Source organism: Microbaculum marinisediminis, assembly GCF_025397915.1.
Classification (GTDB): domain Bacteria; phylum Pseudomonadota; class Alphaproteobacteria; order Rhizobiales; family Tepidamorphaceae; genus Microbaculum; species Microbaculum marinisediminis.
Genome location: NZ_JALIDZ010000008.1, coordinates 205328 through 223241 on the forward strand (window position 1 = coordinate 205328; position 17914 = coordinate 223241).

A 17914-nucleotide genomic window follows, 5' to 3' on the forward strand; every position below is an offset into this window, starting at 1 on the left:
CCTGGTGGGTATCACAGGATCGATGCCCGCCGCCGGACATCGTCGCAATCGGCCGGCGGGTCAGGATGTCACGGGGCCCTGGATACGGGCCCCTCGAGTGCCGGGTGCCGGCTCAAGCGTCCGCGCGAACGACCCGGGTTCAATCCACGACGACGAACGGCAATCGCGCGGCCGGAGGCGTATTCCGGCTCCGTTCGCTGCGGACGATTCCGTCGATGACGGTCATGCCGATACCGGGAAGGTTGCCTTCGCGTATCGATTGAAGCATGTCCTTGCCCGGCGCGTGCTGGGCCTTGTCCATCAGGACGAAATCCGCGGCCTTGCCCTCTTCGATCAATCCGACGTCCAGATCGCGCATGCGCGCGGTGTTGCCCGTCGCGAAGCAGATCGCCTTCTCGGCGGGCACATTGCCGAATGCCGACAGCATCGCCACCATCCGCAGGATGCCGAGCGGCTGAACGCCGGAGCCCGCGGGCCCGTCCGTTCCCAGGATGATCTGGTCGAGCTTGTCCAGCTCGCGCGCGGTGTTCAGGGTCAGAATGGCGGCGCGTTCATTGCCGTTATGGACGATCTCCAGGCCGGCACTGCATTTCTCACACAGGCAGGTGATCTGGTCATCGGGCAGCGCGGTGTGGCCACCGTTGATATGGCCGACAACATCGGTGCCGGTCTCGAGCACCATATCGGCATCGATCAGGCCGGAACCGGGAATCGACGGCCCCCCGGTATGGATCGTGCTCTGAATGCCGTACTGCCGGGCCCACTCGACCATCTGCCGGGCGGTCTTGCCGTCCTTGACGCTGCCGAGTCCGACCTCGCCCATCAGCTTGACCCCGGCGTCGGCGAGATCGCGGAAATCCTCCTCGACCATGCCCTGCTCGATGACCGGCGCGCCGGCCAGCACCTTGACGCCCGAGGGGCGGAAGTTCTCGTACCAGCGCTGCGCCGCGATCGCCATAGCCTTCAGCCCGACGATGTCCTTCGGACGGCCCGGCATGTGGACCTCTCCGGCAGAGATCATCGTGGTGACGCCGCCGTGCAGCGTGCTGTCGATCCAGTGCAGCTGATGCTGGCGCGGCGTGTAGTCGCCGACGACGGGATGAACGTGGCTGTCGATCAGGCCCGGGCAGAGGGCGACGCCATTGGCGTCGATCGCCGTGGTCGCGCCCTCGGTGTCGAGGTCCTTTTCGTACCCCCAGGCGCTGATCCGGCCGTCGATGGCGATCAGGCAATCACCATCATGGATCGGCTCTTCCAGCTTGCCCGAAAGGATCAGGCCGATATTGCGGATGACGAGTTTGGTTGGTGTATCGGTCATGGGTGTTTTCTTGACGTCCTGGCTCAGCGCAACCCGTCCTTGCCCTCGGCTTCGGCCGCGGTGAGACCGCCGACGCGGGGCAGCGGGCGACCGCTGTCGGTTACGGCGACGGCGACCAGGATTTCTCCGGCGCGCGGCGCATCGTTGAGCGAAATCTCGACCCCGTCGAAATGGCTGCGGACATAGGCGGCGTCCTTGTGGCCCAACGGCACGTCGAGCACCTGTCCCGGGCTGCCCATCTTCTTCGATGAGGGGACCAGCGACGCTCCCTTCTCCACCGCCTTGCGCAGCGGCGCGCCAAGTTTCGGGTGCAGGATGGCGGCCGCGTGCTCCAGCTCTCCGGCTTCGCCGACCATCGCGGCCTTGCCGAAGCTCTCGGCCTCGGACGGTTTAATCCCCAGCGCCGCGACGCAGCGGTTGCCCAGAAGCTCTCCGAGCTCGGCACCAATGTCCATCAGCTCCGAGAGATCCTCCTGATAGGCGCCGGCGAAGGGATTCGCGATCACCGCGGCGGCAACGGCCTTGCGCGTGGGAGGGGAGATTTCGCGACCCATCTCGATATGGGTTTCCTCGACATGTACGGCGATCTTGCGGATCCTGGCCTTCATTTCAGTCCGTCCTCTCCCTTGATGTCCCATGCCTCGAGCCCGCCAGAGCGGGAATGAATCCGCGGACCGGTGGTCATCACCAGCACCAGCGCCATCTCGTCCGCCCGCGGCGCATCGTTGATCGACACCTCCATGGAGTCGAAGTGGCTGCGCACGTATGACGCGTTGATGTGGGTGACCGGCACGTCGAGCCGCCCTCCGACCCCCACGACCTTCTTCGACGAGGGAACGATCGCCTTGGCATCGCCCAGGGTCTCGCGCATCGCATAGCCGCCGGGGGCATGCCAAAGCGCCCCATGCTCCAACTCGCCGTTCTCGCCGATCAGGGCCGCCTTGCCATACGCTTCGATGGCCTCCGCGCCACCAAGCCGCTCGACCAGGCGAGAGGCCATCTCCCGGCCCAGGGGCTTGAGGTCTTCCATGAACCACTGGATGTCCGGCTCGTAGCGTCCGGCGAAGGGGTTCTTGATCACCGCCATGATCGCCCCGCGCAAAAGCGGTGTTTCCGCGACCGGACCGCCTTCGTGGTAGATCTCCTCGACCGCGATCAGGATCTTGCGGGGTTGGACCTTTGCCATGTCCTCTAGCCTTTCTGAGTTTCGGAATCGGCGTTTCTGCCGAACCGCTCAGGGTCGGGCAGCCGCAGGAGCGCGCCGAGAACACCGTTGCGCGACGCAACGACCGCCAACACGAACAACGCACCGATCAGCAGCAGCCAGATATCGCCCAGGATGTTCGACAGGGTGTTCTCGGCCCCCGGGACGATGAGTGCGCCGAGAAAGGCCGCCATCAGCACCGAGCGGCCGCCGACCGCCACCCAGATCAGCACCTGGGTGCTGAGCGCGAAGCCGACGAGCGACGGCGAGACGAAGCCGAACTGCATCGCGAAAAGGGCGCCGGCCAGACCCGACAGGGCGCCTGCGATGATGAAGGCGACCGACTTCAGCCACCTGGTGTCGTAGCCCAGATGGGCCACGCGGTTTTCATCTTCGCGGATCGCCTGCAGAAGCGTCCCGTAGGGCGATCGGATGATCAGGCTGAGCACGGCGAATACGCCCAGAGCCACCAGGAGCATGATGAAGTACTGCGCGCTCACTTCGAGCATTTCCCCGCCGATCATCATCGGCGGAACACCGAAGAGCCCGTTGTAGCCGCCCAGGAAGTCGGCCCGCGTAACGGCGGTTTCGGCAACGGCGGCGGCGCAGAGCGTGACGATGGCGAAATGCGCGCCCGAAAGGCCGCGGCCGGCAAACGTCACCCATGCGACGAGGCCCGACAGCAGCGTCGGCACCGCCAGCGCCAGGAGGAACCCCATGGCAATGGAATCGCCCAACCACGGCAGCATTCCCAGGGTGACGAGCGCGAAACTGTAGGCGCCGGCACCGAAGAAGATCGCCTGTCCGAAGCTCAGCACACCGGCCTGCCCCCAGATCAGGCTCAGGCCCATGGCGAAGATCCCGTAGGCGAAATAGGTCGCGAGAAGGGCCAGCACCCATTCGTCGACGACCAGCCCCGCCAGCAGCAGCACGAGCCAGATCGCGATCGTGAGAAAGAGCCCGTGACGGCGCACCGCGGTCATTTCTTCCTCCCTTTGAGGATGCCTTCGGGGAAGAACCGGATGACCACCATCGCCAGAAGGAACACGATGATCTGCGTGTCGGCCTGCGACAGCCAGACGCTGATGAAGTTGGTCGCTCCCGAGATCGCGCCGACGCCGACGACCGCTCCGATCAGCGAGTTCACGCCGCCGAGGAGGATCGCGAGGAAGGAGGGGATCAGGAAGCCGACGCCCATTTGCGGATCGACGCTCATCACCGGCGCCATGATCGCGCCGGCGAAGCCGGCCAGCGCAACACCGAGGCTGAAGCTCGCCCGATCCATCGCGCGGGTGTTGAGGCCGAGCGCGGCGGCGATGTCCCGGTTGGCGATGACCGTGCGCAGCTTCAGGCCGATATTGCTGCGGAACAGCGCGAGGTAGAGCGCGACCGACAGGGATATCGCGGCGACGATGATCACCACGCGCATGCGCGGATAGTCGACGCCGAACACCGACATCGACCCGGGCAGAGGATTGGGCACGCTTTGCGCCGTCGGACCGAAGATCAGAATGACCGATTGCTTCAGGACGAGCGAAATGCCCCATGTGGCCAGGATAGTGTCGAGGAAGCGGTGATAGATCCGCTGGACCACCAGCACTTCGACGATCAGCCCGACAAGCGCGGCGACCAACGGAGCCAGCAGCAGCCCGACCCAGAAGTTGAGCCCCGCGCCGGTTGCCGCGACCACCGTGTAGGCGCCGATCAGCAGGAACTCGCCATGGGCCATGTTGATGACGTTCATGAGCCCGAAGATCACCACCAGCCCCAGGACGACCAGCATCAGGACCGAGAAGTAGTTGAGTGTGTCGAGGATGAATTCCACTGCGCGCCCCTTCAGATCGAGAGGTACTTCGCGTGCCGCTCGTGGTCCGAGCGGATTCCGGCGGCGTCGATCCCGCTTTCCTTGATCGCGCCGTGGTCGATGAAGGCGACCGTATCGGCGCAGGCGGCGACCATCTCGAGGTTTTGCTCGGCCATGAGCACCGTCAGCCCGGTCGAGCCGACGATGTCCCTCAGCTTCGCGGCGATATCCGCGACGATCGAAGGCTGAATGCCCTCGGACGGTTCGTCCAGCAGCAACAGGCGAGGTTCGCCGGCAAGGGCGCGCGCGATCGCCAGCTGCTGCTGCTGTCCGCCCGAAAGACTGCCCGCCTTCTGTTTCGCCCGCTCGGCCAGGATCGGAAACATCTCGAGCAGGTGGGCGGGAACTCCGGCCGAGAAACCCGGCTTCGCGATGCGCCCTGCGGTCAGGTTCTCGGCGACGGTGAATTCCTCGAAGACCTCACGCCCCTGCGGGACGAACCCGACCCCCAGCCGCGCCCGCTGATAGGCATGCTTTCCGGCGATGTCGGTGCCATTGAGCCTGATTTCCCCGTCGCTGCTGCGGATCAGCCCGCAGATCGTGCGCAACAGCGTGGTCTTGCCCATGCCGTTGCGGCCAAGTACCGCGACGATGGCCCCCTGGGGCACCGAGAGGCTGAGATTCTCGAGCACGCGGCCGCCGCTGGGATAGCCGGCGCAAAGATCCTTGATGTCAAGCATCGGCAGCCATCCCGAGATAGGACTGGATCACCCGCGGGTCCTTGCGGATTTCCTCATAGTCGCCGCGTGCGATGATCCGCCCCTCGTTCGCGACCAGCACCGGCGCGCCGAGGGCGCGCACGAAACTGAGGTCATGCTCGACCGCCAGGACCGCCAGCTTGCGCTCCTCCGACAGCCGGCGCGCGAGATGGGCGATGGATTCGGTTTCCGTGACCGACATGCCGGCCGTGGGCTCGTCGAGCAGCAGAAGCCGCACGTCTCCCGCCAGAAGCATCGCGATCTCCAGCCGCTGGCGTTCGCCATGGGCGATCTCGGAAACCTTGTATCCCAGCTTGTCGGTCAGGCCGGCGAGGTCGGCCAGTTGGTCGCGCCGGTCTCGGTCCGGACGAGCCGTGACGAGCGCCGATACCGAGTATCCGCCCCCGACCCGCGCCAGCGCGATTTCGAGATTCTGCGCGACGGAGAGTTCGTTGAAGACCCCTGGGACCTGGAACTTGCGGGCAATTCCGCGGCGGGCGATCCGGTGCGGCGCCTCGCCGTCGATCCGTTCGCCATCGAAGACGATCTGTCCGGCCGTCGGCTTCAGCGATCCGTCGATCAGGTTGAACAGGGTCGTCTTGCCGCAGCCGTTCGGTCCGAGGATCGTGTGCAGGGACCCGGCCTCGATCTCGAACGAGATGTCCACCAGGGCGACCACGCCGCCGAAGCGCTTGGCCAGTCCCTGCACACTCAGTAGGGGTCTAGGTGCAGACACCGCTTATCCGCACTGGTTCGCAGCGGAGATCCGGCCGAGATCGACCAGCGTCTCCATCTTTCCGCCCCGGGCCTCGACGATCAGAACGTTCAGGTCCGTGTGCCGGTCGCTGGGGCGCAGATAGACCTCGCCATTGCCGGAGCGGATGAGCTGATCGACCATCGCGTCGGTCACGGCTTCCTTGTCGTCGCCGCCGGCCCGCCGGATCGCCTCGATATACATCCGCGTCAGCGTCCAGTGCGCATCGACCGTGTTGCTGACGATGGCATCGTCGCCGAACCGGGCGCTGACCAGTTTCTTCAGATGTTCGGCATCGTCCGACGTCAGCGACGACGTGAAGTTCGTCGGTGCGATGATCCCGTCGCTCTCCTCGGCCGACAGGCCGGCCAGGTAGTTCTCGGAGAACCCGAAGAAGATCATCCGGATATCTTTGTTCATCCCGGCGGCGAAGAACTGCTTGACGAAGGTGACAGCATCGGCGCCTGCGATCGTGACCACCACCGTCTTCACGCCCGCATCGCGGATCTTGCGGAGCGTCGCGGTGTAGTCCTTCGCGCCCCACGGGGTGTACTCCTCGCCGGCGACGGTGCCGCCGAGCTTGTCGACTTCGCCGACGAATGCCTCGTTCATCTTGCGCGGCCAGATGTAGTCCGAGCCTACGAGATAGAAGCTGTCGCCGATGTTCTCGTTGGCGAACTTGACGATCGGCACGACCCAGTGGTCGGGCAGCGCGCTGTAGCAGGTGACGTAGCGCGAGCAGACGCCGCCTTCGTAGTCGGTCGCGTAGAGCAGCGGCATCTTAGCCCGCTCGATGGTCGGCCGCATCGCGTCGCGGTTGGCGCTGGTCACCGGCCCGATGATGGCCGAGACCTTCTCGCGCCGGATGAGGTCGTTCGCCCGCTCGACGCTGGTCTTCGGATCGGTGGCCGTATCGGCCTTCACGATCTCGAACATCCGGCCGTTCACACCGCCTGCCTCGTTGGCATCGAGAAGCGCCATCATCGCGCCGTTGGTGCCCTGCGCGCCCAACGCGTCGAGCCCGCCCGTCATCGGCTGCAGCACACCCACCCGGATGGGGGCGCTCTGTGCCAGCGCCGGCGTCGCGAGCGCCACCGCGGCCGCACCGCCAAGCGCCAGCGCGTCGCGGCGGGTTAGTCCCTTGGCCTTGCTGTTCATGTCCGTTCTCCCTTGATGTTATGTTCAGTTCGTCTCGAATTCGGGAAGAGAAGTGATCAGGGCCCCGTCCCGGAACGCGGCCTGTACGGCCGCGGCATCGGTGACGGTGCCGAAATGGGTTGCGATATCGTAGAGCGACGAAGCCTGTTCCCGCGGCCCGGTCGCGGCACAGGCATCGTGCGGAACGATCACCCGGTAGCCGTTGAAGAACGCGTCGTGGACGGTGGACCGGACGCAGATATTGGTGACGACGCCGAAGACGATCACGGTGTCGATCAGGTTGTCCTTGAGCGTCAGGTCGAGGTCGGTCGCGAAGAACGCGCTGAAACGACGTTTGAGGAAGGTGAAGTCCTCGGGCTGCCGGTCGAGCTGGGGCATCACCTCGACTCCGGCGGTGCCTTCGATGCAATGCGGCGTGCGCTTCAGGAATTCTCGGTCCCGACGCAGGCCCGGGCGATGGGCGTCCACGACCCAGCCGACCATCGCGCCCGCCGACCGCGCCGCCGACACGATCGCGTTCTGGATCGGATAGAGCTGGTCCGCGCCGCCCAGCGGCATCGCGCCGGCCGGATCGCAGAAATCCCGCAACATGTCGACGATCAGGACCGCGGTATTCTCCGGGACGATGTCCATCCCGGTCTGACCGCTCCGTTTCGCAGAGAATGCGTCCATCTCAGCCCTCCCTCCTGCTTGTGGAAACAGGCTAGGGGCGGACACGGACTCAAGTCAAATATTATTTCGTACACGAACTAAAAATTTCGGAACGAAAACGAGAATCGCAAATCGATTAGATACTTATGCTTGTTGCACCATCATCTCGCACCACATACTATGACGTAGACGAACTTATTCGTAGAAACCGGAAGTGATAGGGCGATGACGGAATCCCTCGACGCGCATCGGGAAAGCCGGCCGCCGGAGTCCCGCGAAGGCGATACGCGCCTCGATGATGTCGTGGAATACGACCTGCGGGAGAATATCGGCTTCCTCCTGCGGACCACGAACCAGGTCGCGGTAAGCCGGTTCAACCGGTATGTCGCGCATGTGCTTGAGATCGAGAATCTTACGACGACGCAGTTCGCCGTCCTGACGACGATCCACAGGTTTCCCGGCACGTCATTCAGCGCCCTGTCGGACTTCACCTCGATCGACATGCCGACGCTTGCTTCGATGATCACCCGGCTTTCCAGGCGCGGGCTGGTTCAGGTGAAGGTCAATCCGAGGGACAAGCGATCGCGCAGCGCCTACCTCTCGCCCGAGGGCGAGGAACTGGCCGACCATCTGACCGAACACGGCAACAGGATCGGGGAGTTCATCTCCACCGGCCTGTCGGAGAACGAGCTGAAGCGGCTGAAGACGTTGCTCAAGAAGATGTGCGCGGGACTCTAGGCTTCACCGCCGAGCCCCGATCACACCGCGCCTTCCATCGCGACCGAGAGACGCCAGCGAAGCCCGAGCGGCGCGCCGCGAGCCGAAAATTCACGGGCGAATCCGGATGCCGCTGCGCGCAAAGCGGCGTCGCGAACACGCAGCCCTGTTAAGGATCAGGTTGGGCTCGCGCGCCCCGGGGCCACCCGTACCCACGCCAACCGCGACGCCTCGAGGGCGGCGTCGGCCGCCCCCGTGACGCCCCGGACGTCACTCAGGCGGGCGGCGGCAGGAAATCGACCTCGTGCTCGGCCGCGATCCGGACGACCTCGGCGGGATCCGGCACGTTGTGAATGCGCTCGAACAGTTCCTTCAGCGACCGCGTCGGCGCGACCCAGAACAGGCTCGTCGCATCGGCATCGGACTTGTTGAAGATGCCGTGCGCAAGTCCCTTCGGCATGCGGACCAGGTCTCCGGCGTTGGCGACGAACTCCTTGCCGTCGAGCCAGAGGTCGTAGCGGCCGGACAGCACATAGACGAACTCGTCCTGCGTCGGGTGGACGTGCGGCGGCACGAAGGTGCCGGGCGGAAAGTTGGCATGCCAGGCCATCGAATCCGGCGACACCTGCTTGAGGCTGTAGGTCTGTCCGAGGATCTCCCAGACGGTGTCGTCGAAGGCATCTTCGGCAGCCGTTATCCCGGCGGGCATTTCGATCATGGTAGGCACTCCTCCGTTTTTGATTGGGCCCGGTCATCCGGGCCGCGCTGAAAGGCGCCGGATCAACCGGCCAGGAAGTCGGTGACGATCCGGCCGGCGGCCGGCGTCTCCTCGAACACGAGATGTCCGGTCGCGGGGACGAGTTCGAGACGTGCGTCGGGCAGCAGCGTCAGCCAGGTCCGGCTCTGGCCGGCGGGCCGCAGCCGATCCTCCGCGCCCCACAGCAGCAGGGTCGGCATCGCAATCCGGTGCGCCCACCGGGCGAGTTTCGGGTTGCCCTGTGGATTGCCGCCGAGGATCGTCGCCACCGCACCGACCTCGCGGCCGAGACGGGCGTCGAAATCGGGATCCGGCGTCGCCGGGAAGTACTTCAGCGCCGCAGCCGGATCGTGGGCCAGATAGGCCGGCAGCTCCGGCGGTGCGATCGAGAACAGGTCCGGCGCCGGGGTCTCCTCATCGACCAGACCCGCGGGCCCGACGAGGACGAGCCGCCGGATCCGCTCCGGCTGGCGGATGGCGAACTCCGCCGCGATCCAACCGCCGAGGGAGAACCCGGCGAGGTCGAAACCCGACAGGTCCAACGCGTCGAACAGGTCGGCGTAATGCAGGACATAGTCCTCGATCGACGTCAGCGACGGGTCGTCACCCGACTCGCCGAACCCCGGGTGATAGGGGATCAGCACCGTGTGCGTCGCCGCCCACTGCCGCGCCACCTCGAAGCCGGTGAAGGTGCCCGTGCCGTGCAGGAACACCAGGACCGGCCCGCTGCCGATCGACAGGACGACGGTTTCGACTCCGTTGATGTCATAGGCCTTGCGGTCGAAGCCGCTCATGTTCGGGTCCGCGTTCGGTTCGCTTTCGCTCATGGTTTGGGTTTCCTTGGGTGTTCCGTGTTCCGTGTCACGCCGCCACGGCGCTTCGGCTCTTCAGGTGCGCGGCGAACTGGTCGGCCGCGTCGGCGATGCGGGCATGCACCGCGGGGGAGACGAGCCGCCCGTCCGTGAACTCCGCCGCGCCCGCGTAGACCGCGGTCGATACGGTGCTGGCTTCGAAGAAGCCGAACAGCGGGCGGAGCTGGTGCTCCACCATCAGCGAATGGCGCAGGCCGCCGCCGCAGGCGGTCAGCAGGACGGGCCTGTTCTTCAGCGCATCCGGCCGCACCAGATCGAAGACGTGCTTGAAGAGCCCCGGATACGATCCCTGGAAGACGGGAGCGCCGATCACCAGGGCGTCGGCGGCTTCGATCGCCTCGACGACCCGAAGCGCGTCCGCGCCCAGGCCGTCGCGCGAGAAGGCCCCAATGCCGGGGCCCGCGTCCACGAGATCGAGGATATCGAGCCCGATCCCGTGGCGCGACGCGAGGTCGCCGGCGACCGCCTCGACGAGAGTACGCGCCTTGGCCGGTCGCCAGCTTGTGCCGCAGAAACCGACGACGCACGCGTCGCCGGCCGCGGCCCGGCGGTTCCTATCCGAAGGCACGATTTCAGTCGGCCACGCCGAACACGGTCCACTGCGCGTCCGGATCTGTCAGACCCATGAGGGCGCGGCCGCACTCCTCGAAGATCTGATCCGCCATCAGGATGTGCTGGGTGCCGGAGTGGACGTCGCGGTAGAAGCGCTGCATCGGCGTGTTGTGCAGCGACGCGCCGCGAGCCGACCGGTGGGCGAACGTGGCGACATCGGAGATGACGTCATGGATGTGGCGGAGCGTCAGCTTCACCATCGTCAGTTGGTGCTGCGTCGGCTTTTCGCCAGAGACGCAGGTATCCGACACGCTCCGCCAGCTCTCGTAGGCAAGGGCGCGAGCAGCCCGGAATTTGGCCTCGGCTTGCGCGAACTGGAACCTGAAGCTCGCGCTGTCCGACGACTTGCCGAATGCGTCGGTGCGCTGGACGATCACCTTGATCAGTTCGTCGAGCATCCGGCGGCCGACGCCGAGCGCCCAGCAGGTATGGCCCAGGGCACTGTAACCGGCAAGGCCGAGCACGCCCTGGGGACCGCCGCGAAGCGGCGCGCCGATATCGAAATCATAGGTCATGTAGTGGGGAACGAAGAGCTCCTCGGCATCCGCGATCGTGTAGTCGAAGCTGCCGGTGGCGCGCAGGCCGAGCACGTCCCAGTTGCCGAGCAGTCTGATGGTCGAGCGCGGGTGGTGGCAGATGATGATCTTGGGCTGGCCGTTCGGCTGTATCACCATTTTGCCGGCATCGTCGGTGATGAAGCAGCCGGTGTGGATCCATTCGGCGTGATGAATGGCGCTGCCGTAGGCCCAGTTGCCCTTGATCATATAGCCGCCGTCGACCGGGCGGGCGAAGCCGCGCGGCACGCCGTTGCCGGCGATAGTGATGTCGGGACCGTTCTTGAAGACCGTTTCGACGCCCTCGTCTTCGATGTAGATGGCCATCGTCATGCCTTCCATGTTGTTGACCATGGAGCACCAGCCGGCGGAGGCATGCGCGTAGGACAGGCGCTCGAAGACGGTCAACGCCTCGAAGGGCGTGACCTCCGCCCCGCCGACGGCCTTCGGGAACATCATCGTGTAGATACCGGACTCGCGCAGCGCGGCGACCACCTCGTCGCTCATGTGGCCGAGTTCCTCGGCCTCGTTGGCCTTCTCTTCGATCAAGGGCAGCAACGCATCTACACGCGCATGAAAGTCGGCGATCGTAAGTCCGCTTCCGTTGTCGTTGGGTGCGTTTTCGTTGGGAGCGAGGGACAGACTCATGGGTGGAATTCCTCCTGACGGTTTTCCGTACGTCGGTTCGAACACGCGCCCCGCGCCGTCTGGCGCGCCGGCGATGGCGTGAACTGATCTGGATCGGCAGGAGGCGGGTAGTGCGGACACGCCGTCCATGTGCGCCGCGCCATCGAGGCGCGGCGGCGGTACGGCCGTTTCGCTGTTTTCCTCCTGCCGGCCGGCGCATCCAGTGGGCCGGGTTGCCCGCTCGGCGGGGTCCCGGCTCCGACGCCGTCCAGTCGGTTATGCGCGCCAATGCTCGGGGCGAGACCGAGAGACAACAATCCCCCCGCTTGGGGGGGTACAGTTCCCGGGAAACACACCGTTATTCTGCGCTACGTTGGGTAGAGTGTATTCGATGACCGGGCCAACCCGGTTTGCGGCTTGACCCTGCGGCGTGGCTGATGGGATCCTTCTGAGGGAACGGGGGGAGCCGCATCCCGGCGGCAGAGTTTTTTAAGCGCCGCCGAGGCCGTCCCTTGGCGGTTCTGGGTCTCGGGAGGGGGGGGCAATGCCACGAGTTCAGGCGTACGGCGCGACTGCGGAAGGGATGCTGGCCGACAGTATCATGTCGATCGCCGAGAGCCGCAGCATCGAGGTGCTTGGCGAGGCCTGCCGGCGCGCGATCGGCAGGCTCAGCGGATCCCGCACGATCGGGCTCTACCTGCTGAGCCCCGACAAGCCGAATCTCATCTTCGGCAGCGACACGCCGGACGGGTTCCTGGAGGACTACGAGCGCGAACTCGGTTTGGCCGACCCTTTCGTCGACAGTATTCTCGATGGCGCCGGCGTACTCGACGGGATGACGCTGTACGGTACCCAGTCCTGGCGCAACAGCCTGACCTACGAACTGCTCCGGTTCTGGGGATTCCGCAGCAACATGTGCGGGCCGCTACGCTGCGACGACGCGGTCGTCGGCGTGTTCTACACCGCGACACGCGAAGCGGGCCGGCCATACACGCCACTCGTCAAACAACAGATGAGTATGCTCTGCCGTGCCTGCTCGCTGGCTCTTGAAAATCTCGTCCACAACGGCCGGCTCGACCTCGAAACGGCCGCGGAGCCTGCCGCCCCCGGATTGCCGCCCCTCGCGCCGGGAGGACGGCTGTTGGCCACGCTCCCGCCCCGCTCGGCGCAGGTCGCACGGCTGGTGTGCAAGGGGCAGACAAACAAGATGATCGCCCGACAGCTCGGGATCTCGGATCAGACGGTCAAGGAACACGTGACGAACCTGTGCCGCCGGTTCGGCGCGCAGAACCGCACCGAACTTGCCGCCCTGCTGCTGAGCACGGTGGCCGTTCAGTAGCGCCATCGTCACGGCGCGTCACGCCCTGCCCGGCAGGAGGAAGGCGCGGCGCGCTATCCCGTCAGTTCGCGCTCGAGGACCTTGGGATCGCTGCGCCAGCGCGCGTACCACTCGCGCGCGATCGGGTCGGGATAAAGGTCCTCGATCCCTTTCTCCAGGGCGGACACAATCGATTTCGCCAGCTTTCCCGGCGCGATCTTCGGTGGCAGTTCGAGCTGGTTCGGCAGATCGTCGAGCGGACCGGGAAATACGTTCACGACGCGCAGCCCGGCGGGGCGCATCTCGGCCCGCAGTGTCTGCGCAAGCGACAGGGCGGCCGCCTTCGAGGCCGAGAACGTTCCGTGCGCCGGATAGTTCGATAGCGCGAAGACCGACAGGACGTTCACCCACGCGACCGCGTTGACGGGCGTGTCGGCGCCGCGCGCACGCATAGCCGGGGCGAACGCCTGGGAGAGACGCAGGAGCCCGAAATAATTGGTCTCCATTTCGGCGGCGGCACGGGCCGGATCCGGCAGCCCCGATCCGGTATCGTGATACTCGGCGGTATTGATAAGGATATCGACCTCGCCGCCAATCCGGCCGGCAAGCGCGTCGACCGTGTCCGGCTTCGTGACATCCAACGGCACCGCCGTTACAGACCCCGAACCGGCGAAGGATTCAACGGCACCGTCCTTCTCGGACGCGACGCCGGCCCACACATGCGCCGCTCCGGCCGATACCAGTTCGGCCACCATCGCAGCCCCCAGCGGGGTGGCCGCGTCGGTTACGAGAACCCTCCGGCCCTTCGGCGTATTCGAGAGTTCGCGCAACAAAGCATCGTCCGCCATGTCCGGATCATCCTTTTCGGGTAGAGCGACCAGTATCCCCTGGCCGGCGCGGTCGAGCTGCGCGCGCACCCGCACCCGTCCCTGCGGTTCGGGACAGGCGCCGTGCAGAAACGCGACCACGGTGACGCCGCAGTCGAGCCGGACGAGGCCCGTCCGCCACGGCGCCCGCTCGCGGAAATAAAGCTCATAGGGCCGCCGCACGACGGTGGACGCGAGTATCGTCCCCGCCCCCGCCTGCTCGCGCCATTCGAGCGCTTCCGACAGACAGGCGGTGCAGATTTCACGCGCCGGGTACTGCACCGTGCCGCACTCCTGGCACACCTGCATGGCCAGCCGCCCCTCGGCGGCTGCGGCAGTAAAGCCGAGGCCGATACGGCTGCGCGCGAGCGGCGGAACGGTCGGCTGCGGTGTCGGGTCCGGCGCGTCGCCGGCGCGACTGCCGGCGTCTTGTGGGGCCGGCTGCTTGACGCTTGCGGAACGGTGGAAAGGGCTCGCACGCATGATCACGCTGCCGCCAGGATCGCCGCGCCGGCACAAAGGCCGCGGTCGTAGTTGATCATACCGAAGCCGCTGACGAGGCCGACGCGCGCCTCCGCCACCGCGGCACCGAGGGTCTCGCCGGTAAGCTGCCGGATCGCTTCGACCAGGCCGAGGAACCCGCCGGCCGCGCCGGCCTGGCCGACAGACAGTTGGCCGCCGGACGTGTTGACGGGGAAGGATCCCGAAACGGTCAGGTCGTGCTGGCGGACGAAGTCCTTCGCTTCGCCCTTGCCGCAGAACCCGAGGTCTTCGAACTGAAGCATCGTGATTACCGGGTAGTCGTCATAGGTCTGGAAGAAGTCGATCGCGTCGCGGCCCACACCGGATTGCGCGAACAGCGCGTCGCCGTCTTTCGCCCAGCCGCCGCGCTCCTGGATCGGATCGTCGGCGAAGGCGTTGTGCCGTTCGATGGCGGCGAGCAGACGAACGTAGGGCAATCCCTCATCGCGGGCCGTCTCCTCGGTCATGACCAGAAACCCTTCCGCGCCTGCGCAGGGCATCACGCAGTCGTAGAGGCGGATCGGATCGGCGACCATCGGACCGTCGAGATAATCCGCCAGCGTCAACGGTGTGCGGAACAGGGCGTGCGGATAGGCCGTCGCGTTGTCGCGCTGCGCGACGCAGACGCGGCCGAAGTCCTCCGCCTTCGCCCCGTAGGTGCGCATGTAATTGTCGGTCAGGAACGCGAAACTCGCATTCGGCCCGCCCGACGCATACGGATAGACGGCATCCTGCGCGGATTGGCTGAACGTGGCGGTGCCGCGGCGGAAGGAATCGGTCTGGTTCGTCTCCCCGGCAATGCAGGCGACGATGTCGGCATCACCGCACTGGACCGCGCGCGCCGCCCGCCGCAACGCCACGATTCCGCTGACGCCGCCAAGCGGGATCGTGTCGAGCCAGCGCGTCGACAGCCCGAGCCGCTCGACGAGCCCGATCGCATTGTCCGGTGCCAGCGAGAAGCTCGCGGCGCACACGCCGTCGATCCGCTCCTTCGGCAGGCCCGATTGCTCGACCAGACCGCGCATCAGCCGGCCGAAGAACCGGTGCGCGCCGTGAATCGAGAACCGTTCGTAAGGCACCGTTACCGGAACGGCGAGCACGACACCGTCGTAGCCCTGACGCCGCCCGCTCATCGCCGCGCCCGCATCTGCTGTTTGGCCTCGCGCAGGTCATGGCAATCCGGCTGCTCCAGCGGCGTTTCGGCCAGCGCGCCAAGATCGGACTTGCGGATCTTCTGCGTCGACGTCGTCGGCAGCCGGTCGACGAAGGCGACGTAGCCGGGCAGCTTGTAGTAGGCGAGCTGGGCGCCGCAGTGATCGAAGATGCTGCGGGCCGTCGTCTCGCTCTTGTCCGCGCCCTCAGCCAGAACGATCGCCGCGAGCACCTCCTCGTCGCGTAGCGGATCGGAAACGGCGACGACGGCGACCTGCGCAACCGCGGGATGGGAGACGATCGCGGCTTCGACCTCGATGGCCGCGATGTTCTCGCCCGAGCGCCGGATGATGTTTTTCTTGCGGTCGACGAAATAGAGGCAGCCGTCGTCGCCTCGGCGCATGATATCGCCGGTATGCAGCCAGCCGCCACTCCACACCTCGGCGGTCGCCGCCTCGTTCTTGAGGTATCCGGAGAAGAAGCGCCGCCTCGGATCCGCGCCGCGCGCCCGTAGCACCAGTTCCCCCGGCGTGCCGTCTGGAACGTCATGTCCAGCGTCGTCCACGATCCGCATTTCGGTTGGCGGTCCGGCGCGCTCGGCCCGGCCGAGGCAGCGCGCGCCGACATGGCGGGGCTCCTCCATGGCGCACAGAATTCCGGCCGCGCCGGTCTCCGTCATCGCCCAGCCTTCCAGCAACGGCACACCGAACCGCGCCTCGAAGGCGCCGTGGTGGTCGGGATGCACGCCGCCGCCCATGCCGAACCGGAAGCCGTGCGACCGATCGAGATCGGACGGCGGCACCGCGAGCAGGATGGCGGGCATCACCCCGAGGTAATGGAAGCAGGTGGCCCGCGTCTCGATCGCCATCTCCCACCAGGTTCGCGGATGGAACCGGTCGACGATCACCTGGGCGCCGCCGGACCCGAGCATCCCCATGAACGAGTTGCCCATGGCGTTCACGTGGAACGTCGGCAACGGCGTCATCAGCCGTTCTTCGCCGTCGCGCAGGGAGATCAGGCCGCCCTGCGCGGTGTACCACTCGCTCCAGCCCAGGAAGTAGCCGTTGGACAGCAGGCAGCCCTTCGGCTGTCCGGTGGTTCCGGAGGTGTAGACGAGCGCGCACTCGCTGTCTTCGCCGACCTCGCCCGCCTGCGCCGGCACGGGACAGCGTGGCAGCGTGTCGGATGCCGCGTCGACGATCGCGACGCCAACCTCTTCGGCCGCCGGCCTGGCCTGGTCGAGACGCGATCGCAGACAGACCAGCAGAACCGCCTCGCTGTGGCTCAGCAGGTAGACCAGTTCATCGTGGGTGTAGTCCGGGTTGACCGGAACCACGCTCGCGCCGATCGCGTTGAGCGCCAGCCAGTGAAAGAAATGCGTCGGCCGGTTCTCCAGCAACAGGGCGACCCGGTGTCCGACGCCGTAGCCGGACTCGCGATAGGCGTTCGCCAGGGCATCGACCCGGGCCAGCGTGTCGGCGTAGGACCAGGCTTTCCGGTCGAAATCCCACAATCTGCGGACCGCTTCCGGCAGGACGAACAGATCATGGTCGGCGAAGCGGGCGGCCTGCCTGAGCAGCAGGGCGTAGACGCTGCCGTCCACCGCTGCGCTTCCGCTCCGGTCCGGCATTCCGTCGGGCGATCCGCGTTGACTTTCGATCATGGTTGCTTCTTGTTCCAGCGCCATAGGATTCAGTGCACGTGCTTTCTTTGAAGATTGGATTGGGTATGGCCGACACCCGAAAAGCCTGCGGCGGACGTGACGACGAGACGGCCGCGGCCGCACCGCAAGACTACGAAACCAAGTTCTCCGAGTTCGAGTACGCGATCTGGCATCTCGGATCCGCCTTCGCGCGCTGGCGCCGCGACTGCCTCGACGCCGTGTCCGACGTCGGCCTCTCCAGCACCGAGGCTTCGGTGCTCCACGCCATTCACATGAACGGCAATCCGAAGGGACTGATGGAGATATCGCGGCTGCTGCATCGCGACGACCTCCCCAACATCCAGTACGGGCTGAAGAAACTCAGCCAGCTCGGGCTCATCGAGAAGCAGGGCAGTTCGCGCAAGAACATGACCTACTCGGTCTCCGAGGACGGCAGCCGGATCGTCGACGCCTACCTGCGCAAGCGGCGCGAGGTGCTGCTGCGCCTGTTCCAGCACGTCGCCCCCTCGTCGCGCGACCTCGATGACTTGATCATGCAGATGCACGTCATGATCGGGCTCTACGATCAATCGAGCGACATGGTGATGAGTCGTCAGCCCTGAGTGCA

19 protein-coding genes are annotated in these 17914 nt (G+C 66.1%); 3 read left to right on the plus strand and 16 right to left on the minus strand.

The window, feature by feature from the left end:
- Positions 1-139: 139 nt before the first annotated feature.
- From MUB46_RS17910 to MUB46_RS17950, 9 genes are read right to left on the minus strand one after another with little or no spacing between them, the layout of a single operon-like run.
- Positions 140-1318, minus strand: a complete 1179-nt coding sequence (locus tag MUB46_RS17910; RefSeq protein ID WP_261617320.1) for an amidohydrolase family protein — start codon at positions 1316-1318, stop codon at positions 140-142.
- Positions 1319-1341: 23 nt separating this feature from the next.
- Positions 1342-1926 (minus strand): amino acid synthesis family protein, encoded by a 585-nt coding sequence (locus tag MUB46_RS17915; protein WP_261617321.1) that lies wholly within the window; start codon positions 1924-1926, stop codon positions 1342-1344.
- Positions 1923-2504 carry an amino acid synthesis family protein gene (locus MUB46_RS17920; protein WP_261617322.1) on the minus strand — a complete coding sequence of 194 codons (582 nt, stop codon included), beginning with the start codon at positions 2502-2504 and terminating at the stop codon, positions 1923-1925. The genes MUB46_RS17915 and MUB46_RS17920 overlap by 4 nt, the downstream gene beginning before the upstream one ends.
- A gap of 5 nt (positions 2505-2509) precedes the next feature.
- The gene (locus MUB46_RS17925) at positions 2510-3505 is read right to left on the minus strand and encodes a branched-chain amino acid ABC transporter permease (protein ID WP_261617323.1); all 996 of its coding nucleotides are present in this window, start codon (positions 3503-3505) and stop codon (positions 2510-2512) included.
- Positions 3502-4347, minus strand: a complete 846-nt coding sequence (locus tag MUB46_RS17930; RefSeq protein ID WP_261617324.1) for a branched-chain amino acid ABC transporter permease — start codon at positions 4345-4347, stop codon at positions 3502-3504. Before MUB46_RS17930 ends, MUB46_RS17925 begins: the two co-directional genes overlap by 4 nt.
- Before the next feature lie 11 nt (positions 4348-4358).
- Positions 4359-5066 (minus strand): ABC transporter ATP-binding protein, encoded by a 708-nt coding sequence (locus tag MUB46_RS17935; protein ID WP_261617325.1) that lies wholly within the window; start codon positions 5064-5066, stop codon positions 4359-4361.
- Positions 5059-5820: an ABC transporter ATP-binding protein gene (locus MUB46_RS17940; RefSeq protein WP_261617326.1), complete on the minus strand. Its 762-nt coding sequence runs from the start codon at positions 5818-5820 to the stop codon at positions 5059-5061. The genes MUB46_RS17935 and MUB46_RS17940 overlap by 8 nt, the downstream gene beginning before the upstream one ends.
- A gap of 3 nt (positions 5821-5823) precedes the next feature.
- Entirely contained in the window at positions 5824-6996 is a 1173-nt protein-coding gene (locus MUB46_RS17945) for a substrate-binding protein (protein WP_261617327.1), read from the minus strand.
- A gap of 24 nt (positions 6997-7020) precedes the next feature.
- A complete protein-coding gene (locus MUB46_RS17950; RefSeq protein WP_261617328.1) occupies positions 7021-7668 on the minus strand; it encodes a cysteine hydrolase family protein in 648 nt (215 codons plus the stop codon).
- 204 nt (positions 7669-7872) lie between these two features.
- Between MUB46_RS17950 and MUB46_RS17955 the strand changes: the two genes are divergently transcribed.
- Positions 7873-8385: a MarR family transcriptional regulator gene (locus MUB46_RS17955; RefSeq protein WP_261617329.1), complete on the plus strand. Its 513-nt coding sequence runs from the start codon at positions 7873-7875 to the stop codon at positions 8383-8385.
- Between the two features lie 253 nt (positions 8386-8638).
- Here the strand turns inward: MUB46_RS17955 and MUB46_RS17960 are convergent, their stop codons facing one another.
- The 4 genes from MUB46_RS17960 to MUB46_RS17975 form a co-directional block, all read right to left on the minus strand.
- Positions 8639-9082 (minus strand): cupin domain-containing protein, encoded by a 444-nt coding sequence (locus tag MUB46_RS17960; protein WP_261617330.1) that lies wholly within the window; start codon positions 9080-9082, stop codon positions 8639-8641.
- 62 nt (positions 9083-9144) lie between these two features.
- Positions 9145-9948 carry an alpha/beta fold hydrolase gene (locus MUB46_RS17965; RefSeq protein ID WP_261617331.1) on the minus strand — a complete coding sequence of 268 codons (804 nt, stop codon included), beginning with the start codon at positions 9946-9948 and terminating at the stop codon, positions 9145-9147.
- Between the two features lie 34 nt (positions 9949-9982).
- Entirely contained in the window at positions 9983-10561 is a 579-nt protein-coding gene (locus tag MUB46_RS17970; protein WP_261617332.1) for an NAD(P)H-dependent oxidoreductase, read from the minus strand.
- A gap of 4 nt (positions 10562-10565) precedes the next feature.
- The gene (locus MUB46_RS17975; RefSeq protein ID WP_261617333.1) at positions 10566-11807 is read right to left on the minus strand and encodes an acyl-CoA dehydrogenase family protein; all 1242 of its coding nucleotides are present in this window, start codon (positions 11805-11807) and stop codon (positions 10566-10568) included.
- Between the two features lie 580 nt (positions 11808-12387).
- On the opposite strand from MUB46_RS17975, the gene MUB46_RS17980 reads away from it, so the two are divergent.
- Positions 12388-13125, plus strand: coding sequence for a LuxR C-terminal-related transcriptional regulator (locus MUB46_RS17980; RefSeq protein ID WP_261617334.1), 738 nt, complete (start codon positions 12388-12390; stop codon positions 13123-13125).
- Positions 13126-13178: 53 nt separating this feature from the next.
- Here the strand turns inward: MUB46_RS17980 and MUB46_RS17985 are convergent, their stop codons facing one another.
- From MUB46_RS17985 to MUB46_RS17995, 3 genes are read right to left on the minus strand one after another with little or no spacing between them, the layout of a single operon-like run.
- Positions 13179-14489 (minus strand): SDR family NAD(P)-dependent oxidoreductase, encoded by a 1311-nt coding sequence (locus MUB46_RS17985; RefSeq protein WP_261617335.1) that lies wholly within the window; start codon positions 14487-14489, stop codon positions 13179-13181.
- Positions 14456-15625, minus strand: a complete 1170-nt coding sequence (locus tag MUB46_RS17990) for a thiolase family protein (protein ID WP_261617336.1) — start codon at positions 15623-15625, stop codon at positions 14456-14458. Before MUB46_RS17990 ends, MUB46_RS17985 begins: the two co-directional genes overlap by 34 nt.
- Positions 15622-17307 (minus strand): AMP-binding protein, encoded by a 1686-nt coding sequence (locus MUB46_RS17995; protein WP_261617337.1) that lies wholly within the window; start codon positions 17305-17307, stop codon positions 15622-15624. Before MUB46_RS17995 ends, MUB46_RS17990 begins: the two co-directional genes overlap by 4 nt.
- A gap of 65 nt (positions 17308-17372) precedes the next feature.
- Between MUB46_RS17995 and MUB46_RS18000 the strand changes: the two genes are divergently transcribed.
- The gene (locus MUB46_RS18000) at positions 17373-17909 is read left to right on the plus strand and encodes a winged helix DNA-binding protein (protein WP_261617338.1); all 537 of its coding nucleotides are present in this window, start codon (positions 17373-17375) and stop codon (positions 17907-17909) included.
- The last annotated feature ends 5 nt before the right edge of the window (positions 17910-17914 follow it).

Bases quoted from the DNA above. Each gene is read 5' to 3' on its own strand.
- MUB46_RS18000 (WP_261617338.1), top strand. From the start codon at position 17,373: ATGGCCGACACCCGAAAAGCCTGCGGCGGACGTGACGACGAGACGGCC.
- MUB46_RS17980 (WP_261617334.1), top strand. From the start codon at position 12,388: ATGTCGATCGCCGAGAGCCGCAGCATCGAGGTGCTTGGCGAGGCCTGC.
- MUB46_RS17945 (WP_261617327.1), bottom strand. From the start codon at position 6,996: ATGAACAGCAAGGCCAAGGGACTAACCCGCCGCGACGCGCTGGCGCTT.
- MUB46_RS17935 (WP_261617325.1), bottom strand. From the start codon at position 5,066: ATGCTTGACATCAAGGATCTTTGCGCCGGCTATCCCAGCGGCGGCCGC.
- MUB46_RS17995 (WP_261617337.1), bottom strand. From the start codon at position 17,307: ATGATCGAAAGTCAACGCGGATCGCCCGACGGAATGCCGGACCGGAGC.
- MUB46_RS17975 (WP_261617333.1), bottom strand. From the start codon at position 11,807: ATGAGTCTGTCCCTCGCTCCCAACGAAAACGCACCCAACGACAACGGA.
- MUB46_RS17920 (WP_261617322.1), bottom strand. From the start codon at position 2,504: ATGGCAAAGGTCCAACCCCGCAAGATCCTGATCGCGGTCGAGGAGATC.
- MUB46_RS17955 (WP_261617329.1), top strand. From the start codon at position 7,873: ATGACGGAATCCCTCGACGCGCATCGGGAAAGCCGGCCGCCGGAGTCC.
- MUB46_RS17950 (WP_261617328.1), bottom strand. From the start codon at position 7,668: ATGGACGCATTCTCTGCGAAACGGAGCGGTCAGACCGGGATGGACATC.
- MUB46_RS17915 (WP_261617321.1), bottom strand. From the start codon at position 1,926: ATGAAGGCCAGGATCCGCAAGATCGCCGTACATGTCGAGGAAACCCAT.
- MUB46_RS17965 (WP_261617331.1), bottom strand. From the start codon at position 9,948: ATGAGCGAAAGCGAACCGAACGCGGACCCGAACATGAGCGGCTTCGAC.
- MUB46_RS17925 (WP_261617323.1), bottom strand. From the start codon at position 3,505: ATGACCGCGGTGCGCCGTCACGGGCTCTTTCTCACGATCGCGATCTGG.
- MUB46_RS17960 (WP_261617330.1), bottom strand. From the start codon at position 9,082: ATGATCGAAATGCCCGCCGGGATAACGGCTGCCGAAGATGCCTTCGAC.
- MUB46_RS17990 (WP_261617336.1), bottom strand. From the start codon at position 15,625: ATGAGCGGGCGGCGTCAGGGCTACGACGGTGTCGTGCTCGCCGTTCCG.
- MUB46_RS17910 (WP_261617320.1), bottom strand. From the start codon at position 1,318: ATGACCGATACACCAACCAAACTCGTCATCCGCAATATCGGCCTGATC.